Annotated in this window: 16 protein-coding genes; 6 read left to right on the forward strand and 10 right to left on the reverse strand. The window is 41.0% G+C overall.

Translation table 11 applies throughout. From position 1 onward, the window contains the following. Window positions 1–12 precede the first annotated feature (12 nt). Both NYP69_RS02855 and NYP69_RS02860 read right to left on the reverse strand, forming a co-directional pair. Entirely contained in the window at window positions 13–2658 is a 2646-nt protein-coding gene (locus NYP69_RS02855; RefSeq protein WP_473410564.1) for an ATP-binding cassette domain-containing protein, read from the reverse strand. Window positions 2659–3067: 409 nt separating this feature from the next. Then, complete coding sequence (locus NYP69_RS02860) at window positions 3068–4435, reverse strand: M20/M25/M40 family metallo-hydrolase (protein WP_473412915.1); 1368 nt, start codon at window positions 4433–4435, stop codon at window positions 3068–3070. Window positions 4436–4572: 137 nt separating this feature from the next. On the opposite strand from NYP69_RS02860, the gene NYP69_RS02865 reads away from it, so the two are divergent. Then, window positions 4573–5229 carry a DUF3043 domain-containing protein gene (locus NYP69_RS02865; RefSeq protein ID WP_473410566.1) on the forward strand — a complete coding sequence of 219 codons (657 nt, stop codon included), beginning with the start codon at window positions 4573–4575 and terminating at the stop codon, window positions 5227–5229. Window positions 5230–5401: 172 nt separating this feature from the next. Continuing rightward, complete coding sequence (locus NYP69_RS02870) at window positions 5402–6187, forward strand: DUF4191 domain-containing protein (protein ID WP_473410567.1); 786 nt, start codon at window positions 5402–5404, stop codon at window positions 6185–6187. 101 nt (window positions 6188–6288) lie between these two features. On the opposite strand, the gene NYP69_RS02875 is transcribed toward NYP69_RS02870, so the two are convergent. The 3 genes from NYP69_RS02875 to NYP69_RS02885 form a co-directional block, all read right to left on the reverse strand. Next, window positions 6289–6834 carry a low molecular weight protein-tyrosine-phosphatase gene (locus NYP69_RS02875; protein ID WP_473410568.1) on the reverse strand — a complete coding sequence of 182 codons (546 nt, stop codon included), beginning with the start codon at window positions 6832–6834 and terminating at the stop codon, window positions 6289–6291. Between the two features lie 18 nt (window positions 6835–6852). Next, window positions 6853–7476, reverse strand: a complete 624-nt coding sequence (locus tag NYP69_RS02880; RefSeq protein ID WP_473410775.1) for a dihydrofolate reductase — start codon at window positions 7474–7476, stop codon at window positions 6853–6855. Between the two features lie 79 nt (window positions 7477–7555). Further along, window positions 7556–8428 (reverse strand): thymidylate synthase, encoded by an 873-nt coding sequence (locus tag NYP69_RS02885; protein ID WP_016805278.1) that lies wholly within the window; start codon window positions 8426–8428, stop codon window positions 7556–7558. Window positions 8429–8544: 116 nt separating this feature from the next. On the opposite strand from NYP69_RS02885, the gene NYP69_RS02890 reads away from it, so the two are divergent. After that, window positions 8545–8964: an OsmC family protein gene (locus tag NYP69_RS02890; protein WP_472781456.1), complete on the forward strand. Its 420-nt coding sequence runs from the start codon at window positions 8545–8547 to the stop codon at window positions 8962–8964. Between the two features lie 151 nt (window positions 8965–9115). Next, window positions 9116–10354, forward strand: a complete 1239-nt coding sequence (locus NYP69_RS02895; RefSeq protein ID WP_004130279.1) for a glycosyltransferase — start codon at window positions 9116–9118, stop codon at window positions 10352–10354. 107 nt (window positions 10355–10461) lie between these two features. Here NYP69_RS02895 and NYP69_RS02900 read toward each other — a convergent pair whose 3' ends face one another. From NYP69_RS02900 to NYP69_RS02910, 3 genes are all read right to left on the reverse strand, one after another. After that, window positions 10462–11505, reverse strand: a complete 1044-nt coding sequence (locus tag NYP69_RS02900) for a universal stress protein (protein WP_473410569.1) — start codon at window positions 11503–11505, stop codon at window positions 10462–10464. 198 nt (window positions 11506–11703) lie between these two features. Then, window positions 11704–12471 carry a C40 family peptidase gene (locus NYP69_RS02905; RefSeq protein WP_020759073.1) on the reverse strand — a complete coding sequence of 256 codons (768 nt, stop codon included), beginning with the start codon at window positions 12469–12471 and terminating at the stop codon, window positions 11704–11706. Window positions 12472–12572: 101 nt separating this feature from the next. After that, complete coding sequence (locus tag NYP69_RS02910) at window positions 12573–13598, reverse strand: CHAP domain-containing protein (RefSeq protein WP_473410570.1); 1026 nt, start codon at window positions 13596–13598, stop codon at window positions 12573–12575. Between the two features lie 145 nt (window positions 13599–13743). Between NYP69_RS02910 and NYP69_RS02915 the strand changes: the two genes are divergently transcribed. Beyond that, a complete protein-coding gene (locus tag NYP69_RS02915; protein WP_004130283.1) occupies window positions 13744–14010 on the forward strand; it encodes a hypothetical protein in 267 nt (88 codons plus the stop codon). Window positions 14011–14081: 71 nt separating this feature from the next. Here the strand turns inward: NYP69_RS02915 and NYP69_RS02920 are convergent, their stop codons facing one another. Further along, window positions 14082–15503, reverse strand: a complete 1422-nt coding sequence (locus tag NYP69_RS02920; RefSeq protein ID WP_004130284.1) for a sensor histidine kinase — start codon at window positions 15501–15503, stop codon at window positions 14082–14084. Between the two features lie 166 nt (window positions 15504–15669). Between NYP69_RS02920 and phoU the strand changes: the two genes are divergently transcribed. After that, complete coding sequence (gene phoU, locus NYP69_RS02925) at window positions 15670–16350, forward strand: phosphate signaling complex protein PhoU (RefSeq protein ID WP_032843002.1); 681 nt, start codon at window positions 15670–15672, stop codon at window positions 16348–16350. Window positions 16351–16494: 144 nt separating this feature from the next. Here phoU and NYP69_RS02930 read toward each other — a convergent pair whose 3' ends face one another. Next, window positions 16495–17235: a phosphoglyceromutase gene (locus NYP69_RS02930; RefSeq protein ID WP_004132563.1), complete on the reverse strand. Its 741-nt coding sequence runs from the start codon at window positions 17233–17235 to the stop codon at window positions 16495–16497. Window positions 17236–17372 lie beyond the last annotated feature (137 nt).

Genomic DNA, 17372 nt, shown 5'->3' on the forward strand with positions numbered 1-17372 from the left:
CTTCCACAAAAATTAATTTCCGCCAAGAAGCGCAAACGTACCGTAGTAAACAGCTGCGATTAATGCAATTGCAGGAATAATTAAGCACACAACCATAAACACATAATCGCGCTTATTTACGTAACTTATGCGTGCATGAGATCTTGGATTTTCTCCTCCAAAACCGCGCGCTTGCATTGCTGTTGCCAAAGTACTAGACCTACGAATCGAAAGAACAAGAAGCGCAAAAGCTTGAGGCATAAATGCGCGAATCTTACTATCGTCTCCAAGACCGCGAGATCTTCTAGAAGCAGTAAGAGCTGCCCAATCGTCTTGCAAAACGCTAAAAAGCCTCATTCCCGCTAATCCACCATAAACAAACTTATCTGGCAAGTGCATAACTTGACTAAAAGCATCTGCTAAATCTGTAGCATCAATACCAATAACAGTAACAATTGCAGGAACACCAATCGCTAAAATACGAATAAACGTTGCAATTGCAAGAGTTGTTGAGTGCTCGCTTACGTGAATAATTCCCCAATCAAACAATGTTGCTCCGCCAGATTTACCGTATAACCACACTGCTAGAGCAGATCCAGGCGCACCAACCCAAACAGGCCAAGAAAGCTTAACAACGCGCCAAGGATTCATTCCAACAATCCATAAAATTATAAACTCTAAAACAAGTGCAATAGTCGAAGAAAGCCAATCAAGAGTAAACAGCAAAGGAATGGAAAGCATAAAAGCTCCAAGCATGCGGTAAACAGGATTTAGTGATGCCAAAAATGGCGAGCAACTTGCAACTCTTTCTTTCTCATCACGCTTATTTACAGCGCTAACTTTTATTCGAGAAATATTCGTTGAATTAGTTGTAGAAGACAAGCTTTGCGATGATTCTAAAGCTTCTTTTACTTGCGATTCTTGTAAATCTGATAAATCTCCAGAATCACTATTCTTAGCATTGCTAACTGGCAAAAGTTCAACCAAACGCGCGCCAAGAGCGTCTACTAGCTCTTTATCGTGAGTAACAACAATAACACTAACGCCGTCTGCCCTAAGACTTGCAATCAGCTTTATAATTTGCATCCACGTTTTTCGATCTTGGCCAAAAGTTGGCTCATCTAAAATCAAAACCCTTGGAGCTGCAGCCAAAGATGCAGCAACTGTAAGCCTGCGCTTTTCTCCTCCAGAAAGCGTGTACGGATTGGCGTTGGCATATCTGCCTAATCGGAATCGCTCTAGCAATTCTTTAGCTTTTGCTCGAGCATCCTCCTCGCTCATGCCTGTTCTAATAGGGCCTAACATAACCTCTTCTAAAACAGTTCCGCAAGCAAATTGGTGTTCTGGATTTTGGAAAACATACGATATTCTTTTAGCGAGTTCAGTTGACTTCCACTTTATAGGATCACTTGAGTCTAAATCTTTACAAAGTTCCTCGCTTGCTACAACTTCGCCTTCTATTGACGGAATTAATCCTGCCAAAGTTAGAGACAAAGTTGATTTTCCAGCACCATTTGCGCCAACCAAAGCCGTTATTTGGCCAGAATTAAATTCAAGATTAATGTTTTTAGCTATTGGAGTATCCGTATGACTAATCGCAAGGTTTTTTGTAGATAAAACTACTTTCCCATCTCCTACAGAAGGATCACAATCAGGCTCTCCTTCAACATGAATCCTACCTATATTGCGATTTTTTGAATCCTTATACTTATCCGGGAGCCATATTCCAAGATTTTCAAAGTCAAGATCCTTGCGATTAAACACCTCGTCTGGAGTTCCGTCAGCTACGATTACTGTTTTAGCGCTCTCGTCTCTTGCAATATCATCATCGTGAACAAAGTTTTTGCTATCTTCGCTATTACCGCTATTACCGCTATTTTCAAGCCCCAAAACAATTACTCGGTCAATTAAATCAATCCAAGGTTGAGCATGATGTTCAACAAGAACCATTGTTGCATGAGTATCGTCGAGCACTTTTCCAACTGCTGAAACAATTTGCTCAACGCCGTCTGGATCCAGATTTGCTGTAGGCTCGTCTAAAAGAAGAACACTAGGCTTCATTGCCAGCGCGCCAGCAAGAGCCAGTCGCTGCATTTGACCACCGCTTAAATGTGCAGTGGAGCGATGAAGTTGCAAGCCATCTAAGCCAACCTCTTTAAGACTTTCGTCAACAATATTCCAAATCTCTTTACGCGGAACATTCATGTTTTCTGGACCAAACGCAACGTTATCTCCTAAACGTTGAAAAATCGCTTGAGATTCTGGGTCTTGTAAAACTAAACCAACGCGTCCGCGAGCCTTATGAACTGGTACATCGTCTACAAATACTGCGCCTTCGCTCACTCCGCCATCTTCGTCTTCAACTAAAACATTATGCGAAGAAGAGTTACTATTTTTATCGTTTGAATCACTTTTAAGAATAATATCGCTGCCGATTAATCCAGCAGCACCTTCAAGAATAGTGGACTTACCTATGCCCGATGCTCCTAATAGCAATACTCTCTGCCCTGCTTCAATAGTCAGGTTCAAACCACGAACAGCAAACGCTTTGCGAGAGGCATGACGATAACCCCAATTCTCAAAACGCAACTTAGCAGCACTAAAAGCCGATGGAAGGAAAGTTTCAGCTTTGTACTGGTTAGCATTGTTCAAAACCTGCGTTTTAGATGCATCGGGCATAGCAAATCCTTTATGGCAATGATTTTTATTTAATTATTTATTAAATTATTTTTAGGATTATTAGACTTTACTATAGATTTTTAGAATCTTAACAAATCTTAGAATCTTAGCAAATCCTACAATCCCAAAACGCCTACTTGCTTAGAAAAATCTAAACAGCATACAGCATTTAATTGCTATATGCATAGAAGACGCTTGTTGACATGATTGTGCCTTTTTACTTTTAGGCACGGGAAAAACAGATCTCCGTGCGCCAGTATTACCTGGATTCACGTTCAAGCGGTTTCTCTCAGCTTTACGAATTAACGCAAAGCACCCGTGTCGAGTGAAAATTTTACGGCATTGTGTAGACTCGCGCACAAAATCAACGTGTTCGCGCGCTTTTATGCGCGAGTTATAACTTACAACACTACTTCCCTAAACGACTAAGAAGCAAAGCTTCCGTTACAATATTTGACTTCAAGCCAGAAAGAGAAATCGACTCATTTGGGCTGTGAGCATTAGACTTTGGATCTTCTGGACCCGTAACCAAAACTTGAGCCTTAGGGAAGATTCTTTGCAATTCTGGAATAAATGGAATCGAACCACCTTCGCCCTTGTTAATAGGATCCACACCAAAAGCGTCTTTCATAGATGCGAGCGCATCTTTAGTTGCGATTGCATTTGGATCCATAGCCCAACCCATGCCATTATCTAAAGGCTCTACAGTTACTTGCGCGCCAAACGGTGCATTTTTAACCAAAAAGTCACTCAATGCTTTTTGTGCTTCCTCTGGACGCTGGCAAGGCGCAGTTCTAAGCGAAAGTCGCAAGCGTGTCTCGTGAGCAATAACGTTAAAGCTTTCCTCTACTGGATGAGCGTCCATTCCAATAACAGTCAAACTTGGCTTAGTCCACATTCGTGCAGCCAAAGATCCAGTTCCCGCAAGCTTGTATGAATCAACTACAGAAGAATCGGCTCTAACTTGCGACTCGTCTAAATCGCGTTGCAAACCGCCAACAGGCTCTTGCGATTCAACTCCAGGAACATCTAAATCGCCGTCTTTGTTGTAAAGAGAAGTAACAAGCATTGAAGCAAGCGTGTATGCATCTAAAATAGGGCCACCAAATTGACCAGAGTGAACTTGATGATCAAGAACCTTAACCTTAACGTCTACAGTAGTGTTTCCGCGCAAGCTAGTCGTAAGACTTGGAACTTCGGCAGACCAATTTCCAGAATCTGCAACAATAATCACATCGGATTCAAACTCATCTTTGTGAGACTCAATAAATGGAATAAAGCTTGGAGAGCCCATCTCCTCTTCGCCTTCAATAAACACTTTAATGTTTACGCCTAAATCTTCACTTAAAGCGCGCAAAGCACCATAGTGAATGGCAATTCCGCCACCATCATCCGCGCTGCCGCGACCATACAAGCGCCCATCTATCTCGGTTCCTTTAAAAGGATTCGTGTTCCACTCGCTTGCATCTGGAACAGGCTGAACATCGTGATGAGCGTAGAGCAAAACAGTTGGAGCATTTGGGTTTACAATTCTAGATCCAACAACCTCGAATGCGCCTGGAGTGCCATCTGGATTTTGAGACTGCTCAACGCGAGCATCAACGCCCACTTCGCGCAATACTCCAGCAACGTATTCAGCAGAAGCACGCATATGATCCCCAGTAATGCCTTTAGCAGAAACAGCTCCAAGCTCTATCTTTTTATTAAGAACGGATATAACATCATTCCACGCGGCGCTAACACGATTCTTAACATCTTCCACATTAAGATTAGCCATACAAATCTCCTTAAAACAAATAGCCAAAACAAATAGTCAAGCGGTTAACTACTATCTAACCACTATCACACTATTAACAACATTAACAGCCAGCAAAATCTATGGAACGCGTCTAGTCTGTTGGGTAATCTGCAAACATGACATGGAATCCATTCGTAAAAAAAGACGCTGATAATAACGCACAAAATGGCGATCAACCATCAGCAAATAAAAATAGCGAAAATAAAGTAGAAAATAAGCCAAAAACTCGCACAAAAAACGCTCCAACTCCAAAGCAAAGCGAAGCTGCAGCGCAAAATCTTAGGCCGCTAGTTCCAACCGATAGAAAAGCTAGCGCAAAGGCTGCGCGAGCACGATTGCGCGAAAGAGAAAACGCACAATACGAAGCTATGAAAAGCGGCGATTTAGCGCATATGCCAAAGTCGGAGCAGCTTCCTTGGAGAGTTTATATTCGCGATTACGTAGACGCACGCTTTAATATTGGCGAGTTTTTCGTTCCATTTGCAATCGTAATTATGATTTGCATCTTCTTTACGCAAAACTTCTTGTCTACTAAATATATTGCTCTTTATTTTGCGCTTGCGATTATTCTTTACGCGTATCTTTTTGCTGCAATTATTGACGTTTTAATAATGTGGCGAAAGCTTAGAAAAGAACTTGTTAAAAGGTACGGCCAATCTGCTGTTGCTAAAAGCTCTAGATCGGCAATGTATGCTTGTAGCCGTGCAATACAAATGCGCAGGTGGAGGCTACCAAAACCAAGCACGCCAAAACGCGGTAATTGGCCAAAATAGAACGCTAGTATACCAACAAAGATATGATTTATAGAAATGTGTGTTTGTAGCATGCTACTTAAGGCTACTTAAGTAATAGTTGCACAAATGTGGTAGTAAACCCGTTGTAGAAAACCTTGCAATAAGCACAAAACAAAATTAACGCGAATATCGTATAGGGGATAAACGCAAAATGGCAAACGAAAAGTCAAAGAACACTAAGAAATCGGGCATGATTTCACAAATTGTGCGCATTTACAAGTACACGTATACAGAAGATAAGCAGCTTCCGCTTTGGCTTGGCTTGGCTTTTGTAGCCCCTGTAGTGCTATGCGTTATAGTTGGCGCTATTTTACGCTGGTCCATTTTTACATGGATTATGATGGTTGTAACAGCGCTTATGCTTGGTCTTTTGCTTTTTACTGTTGTTTTAACAAAGCGCGCAGATAAAGTTGGATACGCAAAACTAGAAGGTAAACCTGGAGCTGCAGCTGGAATTTTAAGCGCAATCAATAAAGGCGGTTTTACTTTCCCACAACAGCCAGTATGGGTTGACCCTCGCACCAAAGATGCAATTTGGCGTGGAACTGGTTTTAACGGAATATTTCTTGTTGGAGAAGGCAATTACGAACGCCTAACTCATGCTATGGAACGCCAAGAGCATGCTATTAAAAGTGTTACAGCTGGATCCAATATTCCTGTTTACCGCATTTGCGTTGGAAATGGCCAAAATCAAATTAAGCTTAAGGATTTAAGGAGTAAAGTTCTAAAGTCTAAAACTTTGATTCCTACAAATCACAAGTTTGCTCCTCTTGCTGCAATTCATCCAAATCGCAGATTCTTCCTTACTAAAACAGAGCTTGCGATTCTAAACGACCGTTTACGCACTTTGCAAGGAAAGCAAGGGTTTGGAATTCCAAAGGGAATTGACCCAACTCATACTCCACGCGTGAGCCGCAGAGCTTTAAGAGGAAAATAAATTCTTAAGTTTTTTCGTATAAAATAAACCAGACGTTCCAAGCGGTTCGTCTGGTTTTAATATATTTATACGCGATTTTACTTGCGATTTATATGCAAATACTATTCACGCGTTATACGCGACTGAACCCAATCAACAATGTACGGAGCGCACTCCTCCACTTGATCCATTGCAATCTCAAACTCTTTAGGACCACCATACCAAGGGTCTGCCAAATCTAAAACAGCTTCGCGACCAGCTTGTGGCTTTTCTAAAGACGGATCAAAAGACCTATACATGTGTACAAGACTACGCTTTTGCGGCGGAATAATCCTAAGCAAAGATTGCATATGCGAAGCCGTCATTGGAAGAAAAAGATTCGTCTCTTCTATTTCGTCTCGCTCAATCCTATGCGCAAAATGGCTTAATGGCAAAGAATATCCCCTACTTTTAAGCTCTTTTTGCGCACGCCTATCAATCGGATTCCCGTATTCTTCGTCGCTTACGCCGCACGATTTTACAGCAACAACATCGCTTAATCCCCTAAGCTTAAACTCATTGCGCAAAACGATTTCTGCCATTGGAGATCTGCAAATATTGCCCGTACAAACTGTCATAACAACATACGGATGCTTAGCATCTACGTGAATTTTGTTTAAAGATTCCATACATATCCTTAATCTAGCTTAGTTTTTAGATTTAACTGGCTCATAAACCATAAACTTGTATTTTGCGTTAAATTGATTCGCACCAACTTTTATAGGCGATTCCTGCCAATCGCCATCGCGCGCAACTTTCCACAATCCATCATCTACAAGTTTTTGAATGTTTGGAGCAAACGTGTCTGCTTTTACTCTAGCGTCAATTTGAGTTACATAAGATGCGTCAACAATTTGTGACTCAATCACTTCTCTAAAGATTGCGCCGCCACCAATAATCCAAATTGCTCTGCCATCTTTTGGCAAATCAAAAGAATCTACATGCTCAATAGGATTATCTTCAATCCACTTTTTTGCGTAGCATATTGCGTCTTCGATCTTTGTAAAACTTTTTGCTCCATTTGGATTAAAGTATGGATTCCTAGAAACAACAATATTTTCACGACCAGGAAGAGGCCTAAATTTTTCTGGCATAGAATCCCAAGTTCCTCTGCCCATTATTACTGGACAAGAGATTGTCATTGCCTTAAAATAGCGCAAATCTGGGGAAAGTCTCCAAGGCATGCCGCCATTTACACCCATCGCTCCTGCGCGACCTTCAAAATCGTATGCTTGCCCCCAAATTAAACGAACGGGAATATTATTAGTCATAATATTGTTAGTCATAAAACTCCTACGTAAGCCTACTAATCAATCACTAAACAAAGCAAACAAGCAAACAACCAAAAGCTCACACAGCTACAGGAGCTTTAATCGTAGGATGATGCTTATAATCAACAACCTTAAAATCGCTATAGTCGTAGCTAAAAATAGAATCAGCTTTGCGAATTTCTAGCTGCGGATACGGGTACGGCTCGCGCGAAAGCTGCTCAAGCACTTGCTCTACGTGATTATCGTAAATATGACAATCGCCGCCAGTCCACACGAACTCTCCTGGTTCTAATCCTGCTTGTTGAGCCATCATCATTGTTAAAAGCGAGTAAGAAGCAATGTTGAATGGCACGCCAAGGAACATATCGCAAGAACGCTGGTAAAGCTGGCAAGAAAGCTTGCCATCGGCAACATAGAACTGGAAAAGCGAGTGACAAGGCGGCAAAGCCATATTCTCTACTTCTGCAGGATTCCAAGCGCTAACAATCATTCTTCTAGAATCCGGATGATTTTTAATAAGATCCATAACGTTTGCAATCTGGTCGATTGTGCGATTTGGATTTTGCTCGGTTGGAGCTGGCCAACTACGCCACTGAACGCCGTAAACAGGCCCTAAATCGCCATTTTCGTCTGCCCACTCATCCCAAATATGCACACCGTTTTCTTGCAACCAACGCACATTGCTAGAGCCTTTAAGGAACCAAAGAAGCTCGTACGCAAGCCCCTTAAAGAACACAGTTTTTGTTGTTATAAGCGGGAAACTCTTGCTTAAGTCAAAGCGAATTTGCTGACCAAAAAGAGATATTGTTCCCGTGCCAGTGCGATCTGATTTTAATGTGCCTTCCATAAAGATTTTTCTAACCAAATCCTCGTAAGGAGTAGGAATATTTGACACTGGTTTTTGCGGCACGCGCGCGCGCAAATCTGCAAGTTCTTGTTGAGTTAAAGCCATACGTTTATTCTATCATTAGCTAAATTCAACACTACCAATGCATGTGCAAATATACTTATACTATACATCTCTATATAATTGTTTTAGCTAAGCACAACAAATGCAAAGGAGCAAAAATGGCTAGAAGAATATGGGTTGAGCGTTTAGAAGACGGCTCTTGGATTGCAAAAAGCGAAGACGGAGCAACACTAAAATTTGGCAAAGGCGAAGGGCAATTTTCTCCCGTAGAACTAATGCAAATAGCTCTAGCTGGTTGCACAGCTTTAAGCAGCCAATACGCTGTTGAACACACGATTGGAGAAGGAAAAGGCGCGCGCATAGTTGTAAATGGCACTTACGACCCAGAAGAAGGAACTTACTTAAGATTCCAAGAAGACTTAACAGTAGACGCTACAAGCGCAAAGCCTGCACTAACTAACGAAGATGCACAAGCACTAAAAGAGCGTATGAAAAAGCATATTAGCAAGGGTTGCACAGTTAAGCACACTCTTGAACGTGGCGCACAAGTGCGTGTAACAGTAAATATAAGACACTAAAACACTAAAACACTAAAACATTAAAAACACCAAATATAAAACGCTAAAAACGCAAAAAATCACAATTTGTGGCGCAATGCTAAACACAATGCTAAACTTTTAACGTTGTTAGAGCTATTTATGTAAGCTATTTATGTAATCGGAGGAAACTTTGAAAATCGCGATTTTTACAGAAACGTATCCACCATACATAAACGGCGTAGCAACACAATCCTACATGCTTAAAAAAATGTACGAAGAGCTTGGGCACGAAGTTCTTGTTGTTACAGTTGGCTCCGAAAAACAGCGTAAAACCAAGCTTGTAGACGGCGTTGTGTACGTTCCAGGCATTCTTTTGAAAAAGCTTTACAAGTATAGGGTTGCAATTCCAATTGGAAACATGCGCAAAAAGTTCCCGATTAACTTTAAACCAGATGTTATTCATATTCAAAACGAATTTGGCATTGGAGAAATAGGCCTAGAAGTGGCCAAAAAAGAGCATGTTCCTGTTGTTTACACGCTACACACCGAATACGATAAATTCCTGTTTTACATTGGTCTAAAGCATTTTACTGAGTTTTCTAGGAATATATCGGCAAAATATTTTACGCGATTTTCTAAAAACGCAACAATTATTACCAGCATGTCTGCTAAGGCTCAAGCTTATATTGACCGACAAAAAGTTGATAAAAAGGTTGTTGTTCTTAGCAATGCTGTTGAATACAAAAAGTTCTTGCCAACACCAGAACGAATTGCTTTTAGAGAAGAATTCCGTAAAAAATACGGCATTGCAGATTCTACAAAGCTGTTTGTTTTTGTTGGAAGAATCGGAGCCGAAAAGAACATTAGCGAGTTGATTGACAACTTTATGTATTGTGATTTTCCTCGCGATTTAGCTCGACTTGTTGTTATTGGCGGAGGCCCTGATCTAGAAGACTTGCGCAATAAGGTAGCAAGCAAAGGATTTGAAGATAGAATCTACCTTCTAGGACCTATTGAACACACGCAAATTCCTAAGTATTTGCACGCAATGGACTACTACACTACCGCTTCACTATCAGAGATGCACTCGCTTTCTATGCTGGAAGCAATGGCCTCTGGCTTATTTGCGCTTGTTAAGCACGACGCTCCTAATGAAAATCAAATTATTAGTGGCAAAAATGGATACCAATGGGATTCTAAAGAAGACTTTAAGCAAGTGTTTAGCCGCGTTCTTAATATGAGCAAAGAAGAGCAAGAGCAGCTAAAAGCAAATGTTCTTGAATATTCAAAAAACAATGACTTTAAAAAGCAAGCTCAAGAGTTAATTAAGATTTATGAGCGCGCAATCAGCATTAACAATCAAGAACTTGCTAAAAAGCGCGCTGCTCGAGAGGCAAGACGAGCGCGTTTCTTGCTTAAGAAAAACTAAAAGCATATTAGCATATGTATGTTTGAAAAATCGCGTATAAAACACAATTAGTGCCTTATACGCGATTTATGTTTTAGCGCCTAGCGTTACTACTTAGCGTTACTACTTTAGTGAAGCGGATCGATTGTTTGCTCAATTTGCTTAGCTTCTTCAACACCAGCCTTTGGAACATCAACTTTATGAACACCACTTATAGAATCAATAGCACTAGTATCGTTACTTACCTTAGCCTGCTGAGCCACTTGTGCAGCGCTCAGCTCCACATACTTGCGAGGAACAACATACACTGGTCTAGACGAATGCTGAAGCAAACCTTGACTAATCGAGCCAAGAAGCAAACCAGTAAATCCACCCCTGCCCCTAGATCCAACAACAACCAAATCGTTGTTTAAGCTAGCTTGAGTCAAAGCGTTTACAGCAGAGCCAGGAACTACAGAACGATGAATCTTTAAGTTTGGCAAGCGTTGCAAAATTGGCTTTACACGCTCGTCAAGATCTTCCATATAAGATCCCATAACTGCAGTATCTCCCTCGGCTCCTTGAACGCTAGGAACAGCAGAAATCACATCTAATTGAGCATTCCAACTATCTGCCAAATCTGCAGCAATCTCAAGTGCCTTTAATCCCCACTTAGACTCGTCGGAGCCAACAGCAATATTAGAAATCTTATTGTTCAAGTGGATTCTATGACCATCATCATCTGTATATGGAACAACAACAATTGGGCAATAAGCGTATGCTGGAAGTGAAGAACTTGTTGTGCCAAGTAAACGCTCTGCCAATCCGCCTTTACCACGGTTTCCAATAACAATAAGTTGATAGTTTCTAGAAAGCTCCACAAACACAGAAGACGGGTCGCCAGTAACAATCAGAGTTGTTGCATCCACACCCTGCTCTAAAGCTACAGCTTTGGCTTTAGAAAGAATCTCCTGAGCGTCTTGATGAGCAACATTATCGTCTCCGATGGCAGTGTAAGTTGCATCAAAAGACACAGCAGCATAACTTGGCAAAGAGTATGCACAAACAATTTGAAGTTGCAATCCAGCATGCTTAGCGTAGTTTGACGCCCACCAAACAGCCTTATAGCTTGCATGAGAACCATCAACGCCTACAAGAACAGCTTTTTCTTGTGTAATAACATTCTGTGTCATCTAGATCCTCCTAGTATTGCGCGAATTTTGCAATCTTTGCTTAAATACTACAATAGCCGTTTAATTGTTTTGAGTCTATCGCGACACAGAAGATTTGCTATTTATGACTTGCCAATTGCCGATTTCTGCTAAAACAACTTGCGACTAACGCTAGAAAACTAACGCTAGAAAACTTGCGACTTACGCCAAAAACTTATGCTAGAAAACTCGGCGAATGGAATAAGCAGATGTAAAAACGTAAGGAATAGGGCTATATTTTGTTCCGCCATATTGCGAATTAATAACCATTCCATTGCCTACGTAAATCGCAGCGTGAGTACCATTTGCAATAATATCTCCTGGAGCTGCTTGAGCAAGACTTGGAACAGCTGTGCCAACTGTTGCTTGCGCGCCAGAAGTTCTAGGCAAAGAAACACCCATATTTGCAAAAACGTATTGCACAAAGCCAGAGCAATCCCAACCAGCAGGAGTTGTTCCACCAGAACGATACGGCACTTTGTTTAAGAATTGAGCAGCAAAATTAAGCATTGCCGACGTAGAAGAACCATCTGGAGGAGCAACAAAATAGCTTTGCGATGCTCCTCTAGCACCAGAACGGCTTGCAGCGGAATCGTAATCGCCATCATTATTGCGAGCAGCATTACGCGCATTTTCTGCAGCCGCTTGAGCTGCAGCCTGAGCCGCCAATTCTGCAGCACTTTTAGTTTGTGGAACATTCAAAGACTCAATACCGCCCCAATGCGAATTAGAGTCAACGCTTGTAGAAGTAGATTCTGTTAATAAATCGCGCTTAACAGATGTTACTTTAGGGAAGGAACGCGTAGAAGTAACTGCAGACTCTTCTGCATAAGCGCAAGCAAAAGGAACCATAGCTGCAAGAAGAGTCGTGCATACAGCTCCCGCAACTACAGAAGAAAAAATCTTATTTTGTTTAATCTTTTGTTCAAACTTTTGCTTAACCATCATTAGCGATGTTAACACGTTAACAATACAAAGCGCCTAAAAAACGCATAATAAACCAACAAAAGTTGATGAATCTAATATTATGCGAGTAATGCTTAAAAGATTTAGTAGTGAATAAACTCAAAAGCGGAAGCATCTTTAGCGCTAACAACTCTTGAATAGGTTCTACCATGATATTCGGCGCTAGATTCAGATGTTTCTATAGAACCATCTTGATTAATCTTTTCTACGATTGCAACGTGGCCATAAGCGCGGTTAACTCCAGCCTGACCGCGGCCAAACACCATTATGTCTCCAACGTGACGAGGTGTGTTATCTACCCAGTAGCCAAGCTTGCGAGCAGTCCAGCCCCACATCCATCCGTCTCCCATATTGGAGCCAACTGGAAGGCCAAGCTGATGCCTGCGAACATAAACCCACCAAGTGCATTGGCTAAATTCGTAAGCATTTCCAGAATCGCCAGAATCGTGATTTGGATTAAAACCAGATGGCACAATCTTTGCATCTGAATCCAAGAAAACAGCAACATTCGGATTATTTGCTGTAGACTTAGACATTTCCGAAACCTTAAAATCGGAATTAGAACCCAAATCCCACTTAGACTTATGAGAAGACTTAGTAGAAAATGCGCTTAAATCAGATTCAAGGCCAGCAACTGCGCTGCTAAAGTTCAAATATTTATTAGCGCGATTAATGCTTTCTCGCATACTCGAACGAGATGCTGCTTGAGCAGAAGAATCGTCTACAAAACTCAACTTAGAAGAATAAGATTTAGAAGCCAAAGAATCAATGCTATTAGGCTTGTTCAACGCCATAGAAGTTAAAGCAGCTCCGACTAACGCAAACAAAGAAGCAGAAACAATCATGCGATTCTTACGTTCTTTAGCAACACGTGCTAAACGAAGCTGGCGACGAGATAACGAAACAGCAAATTCTTGATTTACGTTCTCTAAATCTACGTTTTCTAGACTTACAACAGCACCATTATTTGCTAAAACGGCTGCACTATTATTGCTAGAAAATGCATGATGATTGTTAGAAGATGCATGCGAACCGCGCACAGAGGTAAAAAGCATAAAAGGCGAATTAAACCGCCCCTTTGCTTTAGCACCATGCTCAGCATGCTTCATAAAATCGCTCCTAAAATCTTCTAAATGTATTCACAAATTCACACTTACAAATCTAAAGGATACAATGTGGTACGGATACGCAACACAATACGCAACACAATACGCAATGTAATTCTTAAAATTGATATTGAACACGCAAAGATGTATGGTTAATCATATGAAGCTAGCACCGATTATTAATCCAGATGCGCGCAAAGAAGCGCCTAAGCCATTGCGAGTAGACTTGTGCAAAGCATTTATGGCTGGAACGATTATTTGGCTCATAGCATCATTAATCACAGTTGTTCTTGCTATTTTACACTTTTTATTGTGGTTCTTTGCTGTAATTTGCCTTAGCGGATTTGCAATTGGAATTTTGCTTTTAATCTGGGAACACTTTGATCGCTGGGATTATAGAAGATTAGGAAAATAAGTTACTAATCAAGCTTTGCAACAAGACTTTGCATAAGACTTTGCGCCCTACTTTGCGGCTTACTTTGCTCACTACTTTGCAAGCGGAATAGCAAAATTAACAGTAGTTCCCTGCCCAGGCCTACTCCACAATGTTATGCTGCCGTGATGCGTAAGAGCCACGTGCTTAGCAATAGCAAGACCTAATCCAACACCGTCTTTACTAAAGTCATTTTGATTACTCGATCTATAAAAACGTTCAAAAATACGCGGCTGATCTTTTAGCGGGATTCCAATTCCAGAATCAACAACGCGAATAACAGCAAATCTATTATCTTCTGACTTTAAAGCGCAAAGCGCAACAACACTATTTTTATGAGAATAGATAATAGCGTTTTCAACAAGTTTTCTAATCGCACTGCTTATTTGATTAGAATCCGCTAAAATGTTAAGTGAAGAATCTGCTTTAATAATTACGCGAACATTTTGACTAGACGAAAGAGCAGAAACAAGATTTTTAACATCTTCCAACACTTTCAAAACGTTTACAACACTAGCTTTTGAAGCATCAATAGGACTTTGCGCTCGCATAAGAAGAAGCAAATCTTCTAACATATGTTCCAAGTGTTTAGACGATTTTTGAGCAGACGCAGCAATATCTTTAATGCGACTTGCATTAACATCTTTGCATTGCAAAACATTAGTAAGGCTGGAAATCATGCGTGTTGAGCTAATAAGTTGATTGGAGACATTGCTTATAAAATCGTTACGCGTTTGCTCAAAAAGATGCTCCGCACTGGAATCATTTATAATAACAACAACTTTGCCTTCTCCAACACTTCCAACTGTAATATTAAGCCAATTAGGTCTAGAAATTGTAGAAGGATTAGGCGCTGAATCGCTAGATTGTGTTGATGAAGAATCGAAAGCAGCCGAAGATTGCAAATACGAAGTTTTATCTACATTATCTACATAAAAATCATTATCTTCACTAATTGTTACATACTGTTTGGGGGTAAATGTCACTAAATCAAAGCTTTCATAGCCTCCAGAGAAACGCACGTTATTTACAGCTTGCAAAACGCGCGGCTGAACAATCGAATCGTCTAAAACAACTCCAAGAGTGTAACTTTGTGAACTTGCGCGCAAAACGTCGTTATTTTTATCAACAACAATCGTAGCTCCTGGAAGCATAGCTAAAACAGCGCAAGCGTCGGAGCTAATGTCTTCGGAACTATCGTCTATATCAAAGTCGGAATCGGAATCAAAGTCGGAATCGCCTAAAACTTTTTGCATTTTCTTATGAAAAATGATGCGAAAAATGCGCTTAGAACCACGTCTAAAAGTCATAAAAATACGACTAAAAGTAGAATCAAAAAACGGAACAAAAACATTACGAAATGCCGATAGAACAAAGTCAAAAGCAAACATAACCACAACAATTGCAACGCAAAGTGCAATCAAAGCAAAAACAACAAACACCATTAAAGGCGAATATGGCGAATCTTGAAGCATACTCTTAAAGAATACTCTAACGCGCTCACATTTAAGCGACTAATACAGTGACTAATACGTTTAACGCACGTGCGCACAGTAGTCTATACTTGATTAGGGCAATCTAAACAAACGCGAATATGCTCCAATGCAATTTAGCGCGATTGAACGCAAGAAAGGACACACCATGCGAGTGATTTTCAACGAAGAGATGAAGGCAGTTGCATTAAACATTGAACGCATGGCAGAGCTTGTTGCAAAAGCCATGAACGATGCTGGAAGCGCTCTAGTAAACGCAGACTTAGAAGCTGCGCAAACGGTTATAGATAACGACGCAAAGCTAGACGCACTAGAAGCAAACGTTATAGATCAATGCTTAATATTGCTTGCACGTCAAAATCCAGTTGCAACAGATCTGCGAGAAGTAGTTGCAACTATGAGGCTTGCTGCAACTTTTGAGCGCATGGGCGATTTAACAAGTCACGTTGCACAAATCGCAAGACGCACATGGCCTGATTGCGCAATACCAAGTCAAGCAAAAGAAACTGTTGAAAAAATGGTTGACTTTTTGCGCGCTCTTTCTACGCAACTAACAGACATGCTCTCAAATAGAGACGTTAATGTAGCAGATGCAATTATTCACGGCGACGATGTAATGGATAAGTTGCACGAACACATTTTTGCGCTTGTAGAAAGCGAAGATTGGAACGGCACTAGAAAACAGTTGATTGACTTGGTGCTTCTAAGCAGATTCATGGAACGCATAGGCGATCATTCAGTTGCTGCAGCAAGGCAAGTTGTATTTATTGTTTCGGGATTTGACCCAACTAAGAAACCAGAACCAGACAAGGACACAGTTGTAGCATAAAACACAAGTTGCGTAGAACACGATTTTTAAATAGAAACCTAAAAAGTAGCTTGTAAAACAAAAGTAGGCTTGCAATTAATTTTGCAAACCTACTTTTTATTTAAGTTAATTTAAGATAATTAAGCTAACTTAAGCTAATCAAACTCACTTTTGACCCTGAGCAGCCACGGCAGCAGCGCCAGCAGCAGCAGCTTCTGGATCCAAATACTCACCACGAGGCTTGATTGGCTTAAAGTTCTCATCCAACTCGTAAAGAAGAGGAATAGCTGTTGGAATATTCACCTTGGAAATCTCTTCTTCGCTCAAGTTGTCGAGCATCTTAACGATTGCTCGCAAGCTGTTGCCGTGAGCTGCAATCATTACAGTCTTACCAGACTTAAGCTCTGGAATAATATCCGACTCCCAATAAGGAGTTACGCGAGTCACAACGTTTGCCAAAGCTTCAGTTTCTGGAACTGGGTCGCCTGCATAACGAGGATCATTCGCCTGAGAATACTCATCGTTTGGATCAATCTGTGGAGGTGGAGTTGCGTAAGAACGACGCCAAATCATAAACTTCTCATCGCCATATTCCTGACGAATCTCAGACTTGTTCTTGCCTTGCAAAGCACCGTAATGACGCTCGTTCAAACGCCAGCTACGACGAACTGGAATCCACAAGCGGTCTGCTGCATCAAGCGCGTAATTCGCGGTGTTGATAGCACGACGAAGCAAAGAAGTGAACACGATGTCTGGAAGAACGTTCTTCTCTTTAAGAAGCTCGCCACCATGCTTAGCTTCCTCAACACCCTGCTCAGTGAGCGGTACATCAACCCAACCAGTGAACTGATTGGTCTTATTCCATGCGCTCTGACCATGTCGGAGCAATACTAATTTATATGTCATAGTTACCTAGTCTATTCGTTTCGTGCGACTACTTACAAAAAGTAAACAAACACGAAAAATTTAATCAAAAAAGTCGCCGAACACTAAAAACAGCATTCAACGACTTTTAAGATTAATTCAGCTGATTATAACTGATA

Source organism: Gardnerella sp. c17Ua_118 (genome assembly GCF_055804255.1).

Excerpts from the sequence above, each read along its gene's own strand:
- NYP69_RS02855 (WP_473410564.1), bottom strand. The coding sequence starts at position 2,658 with ATGCCCGATGCATCTAAAACGCAGGTTTTGAACAATGCTAACCAGTAC.
- NYP69_RS02860 (WP_473412915.1), bottom strand. The coding sequence starts at position 4,435 with ATGGCTAATCTTAATGTGGAAGATGTTAAGAATCGTGTTAGCGCCGCG.
- NYP69_RS02865 (WP_473410566.1), top strand. The coding sequence starts at position 4,573 with ATGACATGGAATCCATTCGTAAAAAAAGACGCTGATAATAACGCACAA.
- NYP69_RS02870 (WP_473410567.1), top strand. The coding sequence starts at position 5,402 with ATGGCAAACGAAAAGTCAAAGAACACTAAGAAATCGGGCATGATTTCA.
- NYP69_RS02875 (WP_473410568.1), bottom strand. The coding sequence starts at position 6,834 with ATGGAATCTTTAAACAAAATTCACGTAGATGCTAAGCATCCGTATGTT.
- NYP69_RS02880 (WP_473410775.1), bottom strand. The coding sequence starts at position 7,476 with ATGACTAATAATATTCCCGTTCGTTTAATTTGGGGGCAAGCATACGAT.
- NYP69_RS02885 (WP_016805278.1), bottom strand. The coding sequence starts at position 8,428 with ATGGCTTTAACTCAACAAGAACTTGCAGATTTGCGCGCGCGCGTGCCG.
- NYP69_RS02890 (WP_472781456.1), top strand. The coding sequence starts at position 8,545 with ATGGCTAGAAGAATATGGGTTGAGCGTTTAGAAGACGGCTCTTGGATT.
- NYP69_RS02900 (WP_473410569.1), bottom strand. The coding sequence starts at position 11,505 with ATGACACAGAATGTTATTACACAAGAAAAAGCTGTTCTTGTAGGCGTT.
- NYP69_RS02905 (WP_020759073.1), bottom strand. The coding sequence starts at position 12,471 with ATGATGGTTAAGCAAAAGTTTGAACAAAAGATTAAACAAAATAAGATT.
- NYP69_RS02910 (WP_473410570.1), bottom strand. The coding sequence starts at position 13,598 with ATGAAGCATGCTGAGCATGGTGCTAAAGCAAAGGGGCGGTTTAATTCG.
- NYP69_RS02915 (WP_004130283.1), top strand. The coding sequence starts at position 13,744 with ATGGTTAATCATATGAAGCTAGCACCGATTATTAATCCAGATGCGCGC.
- NYP69_RS02920 (WP_004130284.1), bottom strand. The coding sequence starts at position 15,503 with ATGCTTCAAGATTCGCCATATTCGCCTTTAATGGTGTTTGTTGTTTTT.
- phoU (WP_032843002.1), top strand. The coding sequence starts at position 15,670 with ATGCGAGTGATTTTCAACGAAGAGATGAAGGCAGTTGCATTAAACATT.
- NYP69_RS02930 (WP_004132563.1), bottom strand. The coding sequence starts at position 17,235 with ATGACATATAAATTAGTATTGCTCCGACATGGTCAGAGCGCATGGAAT.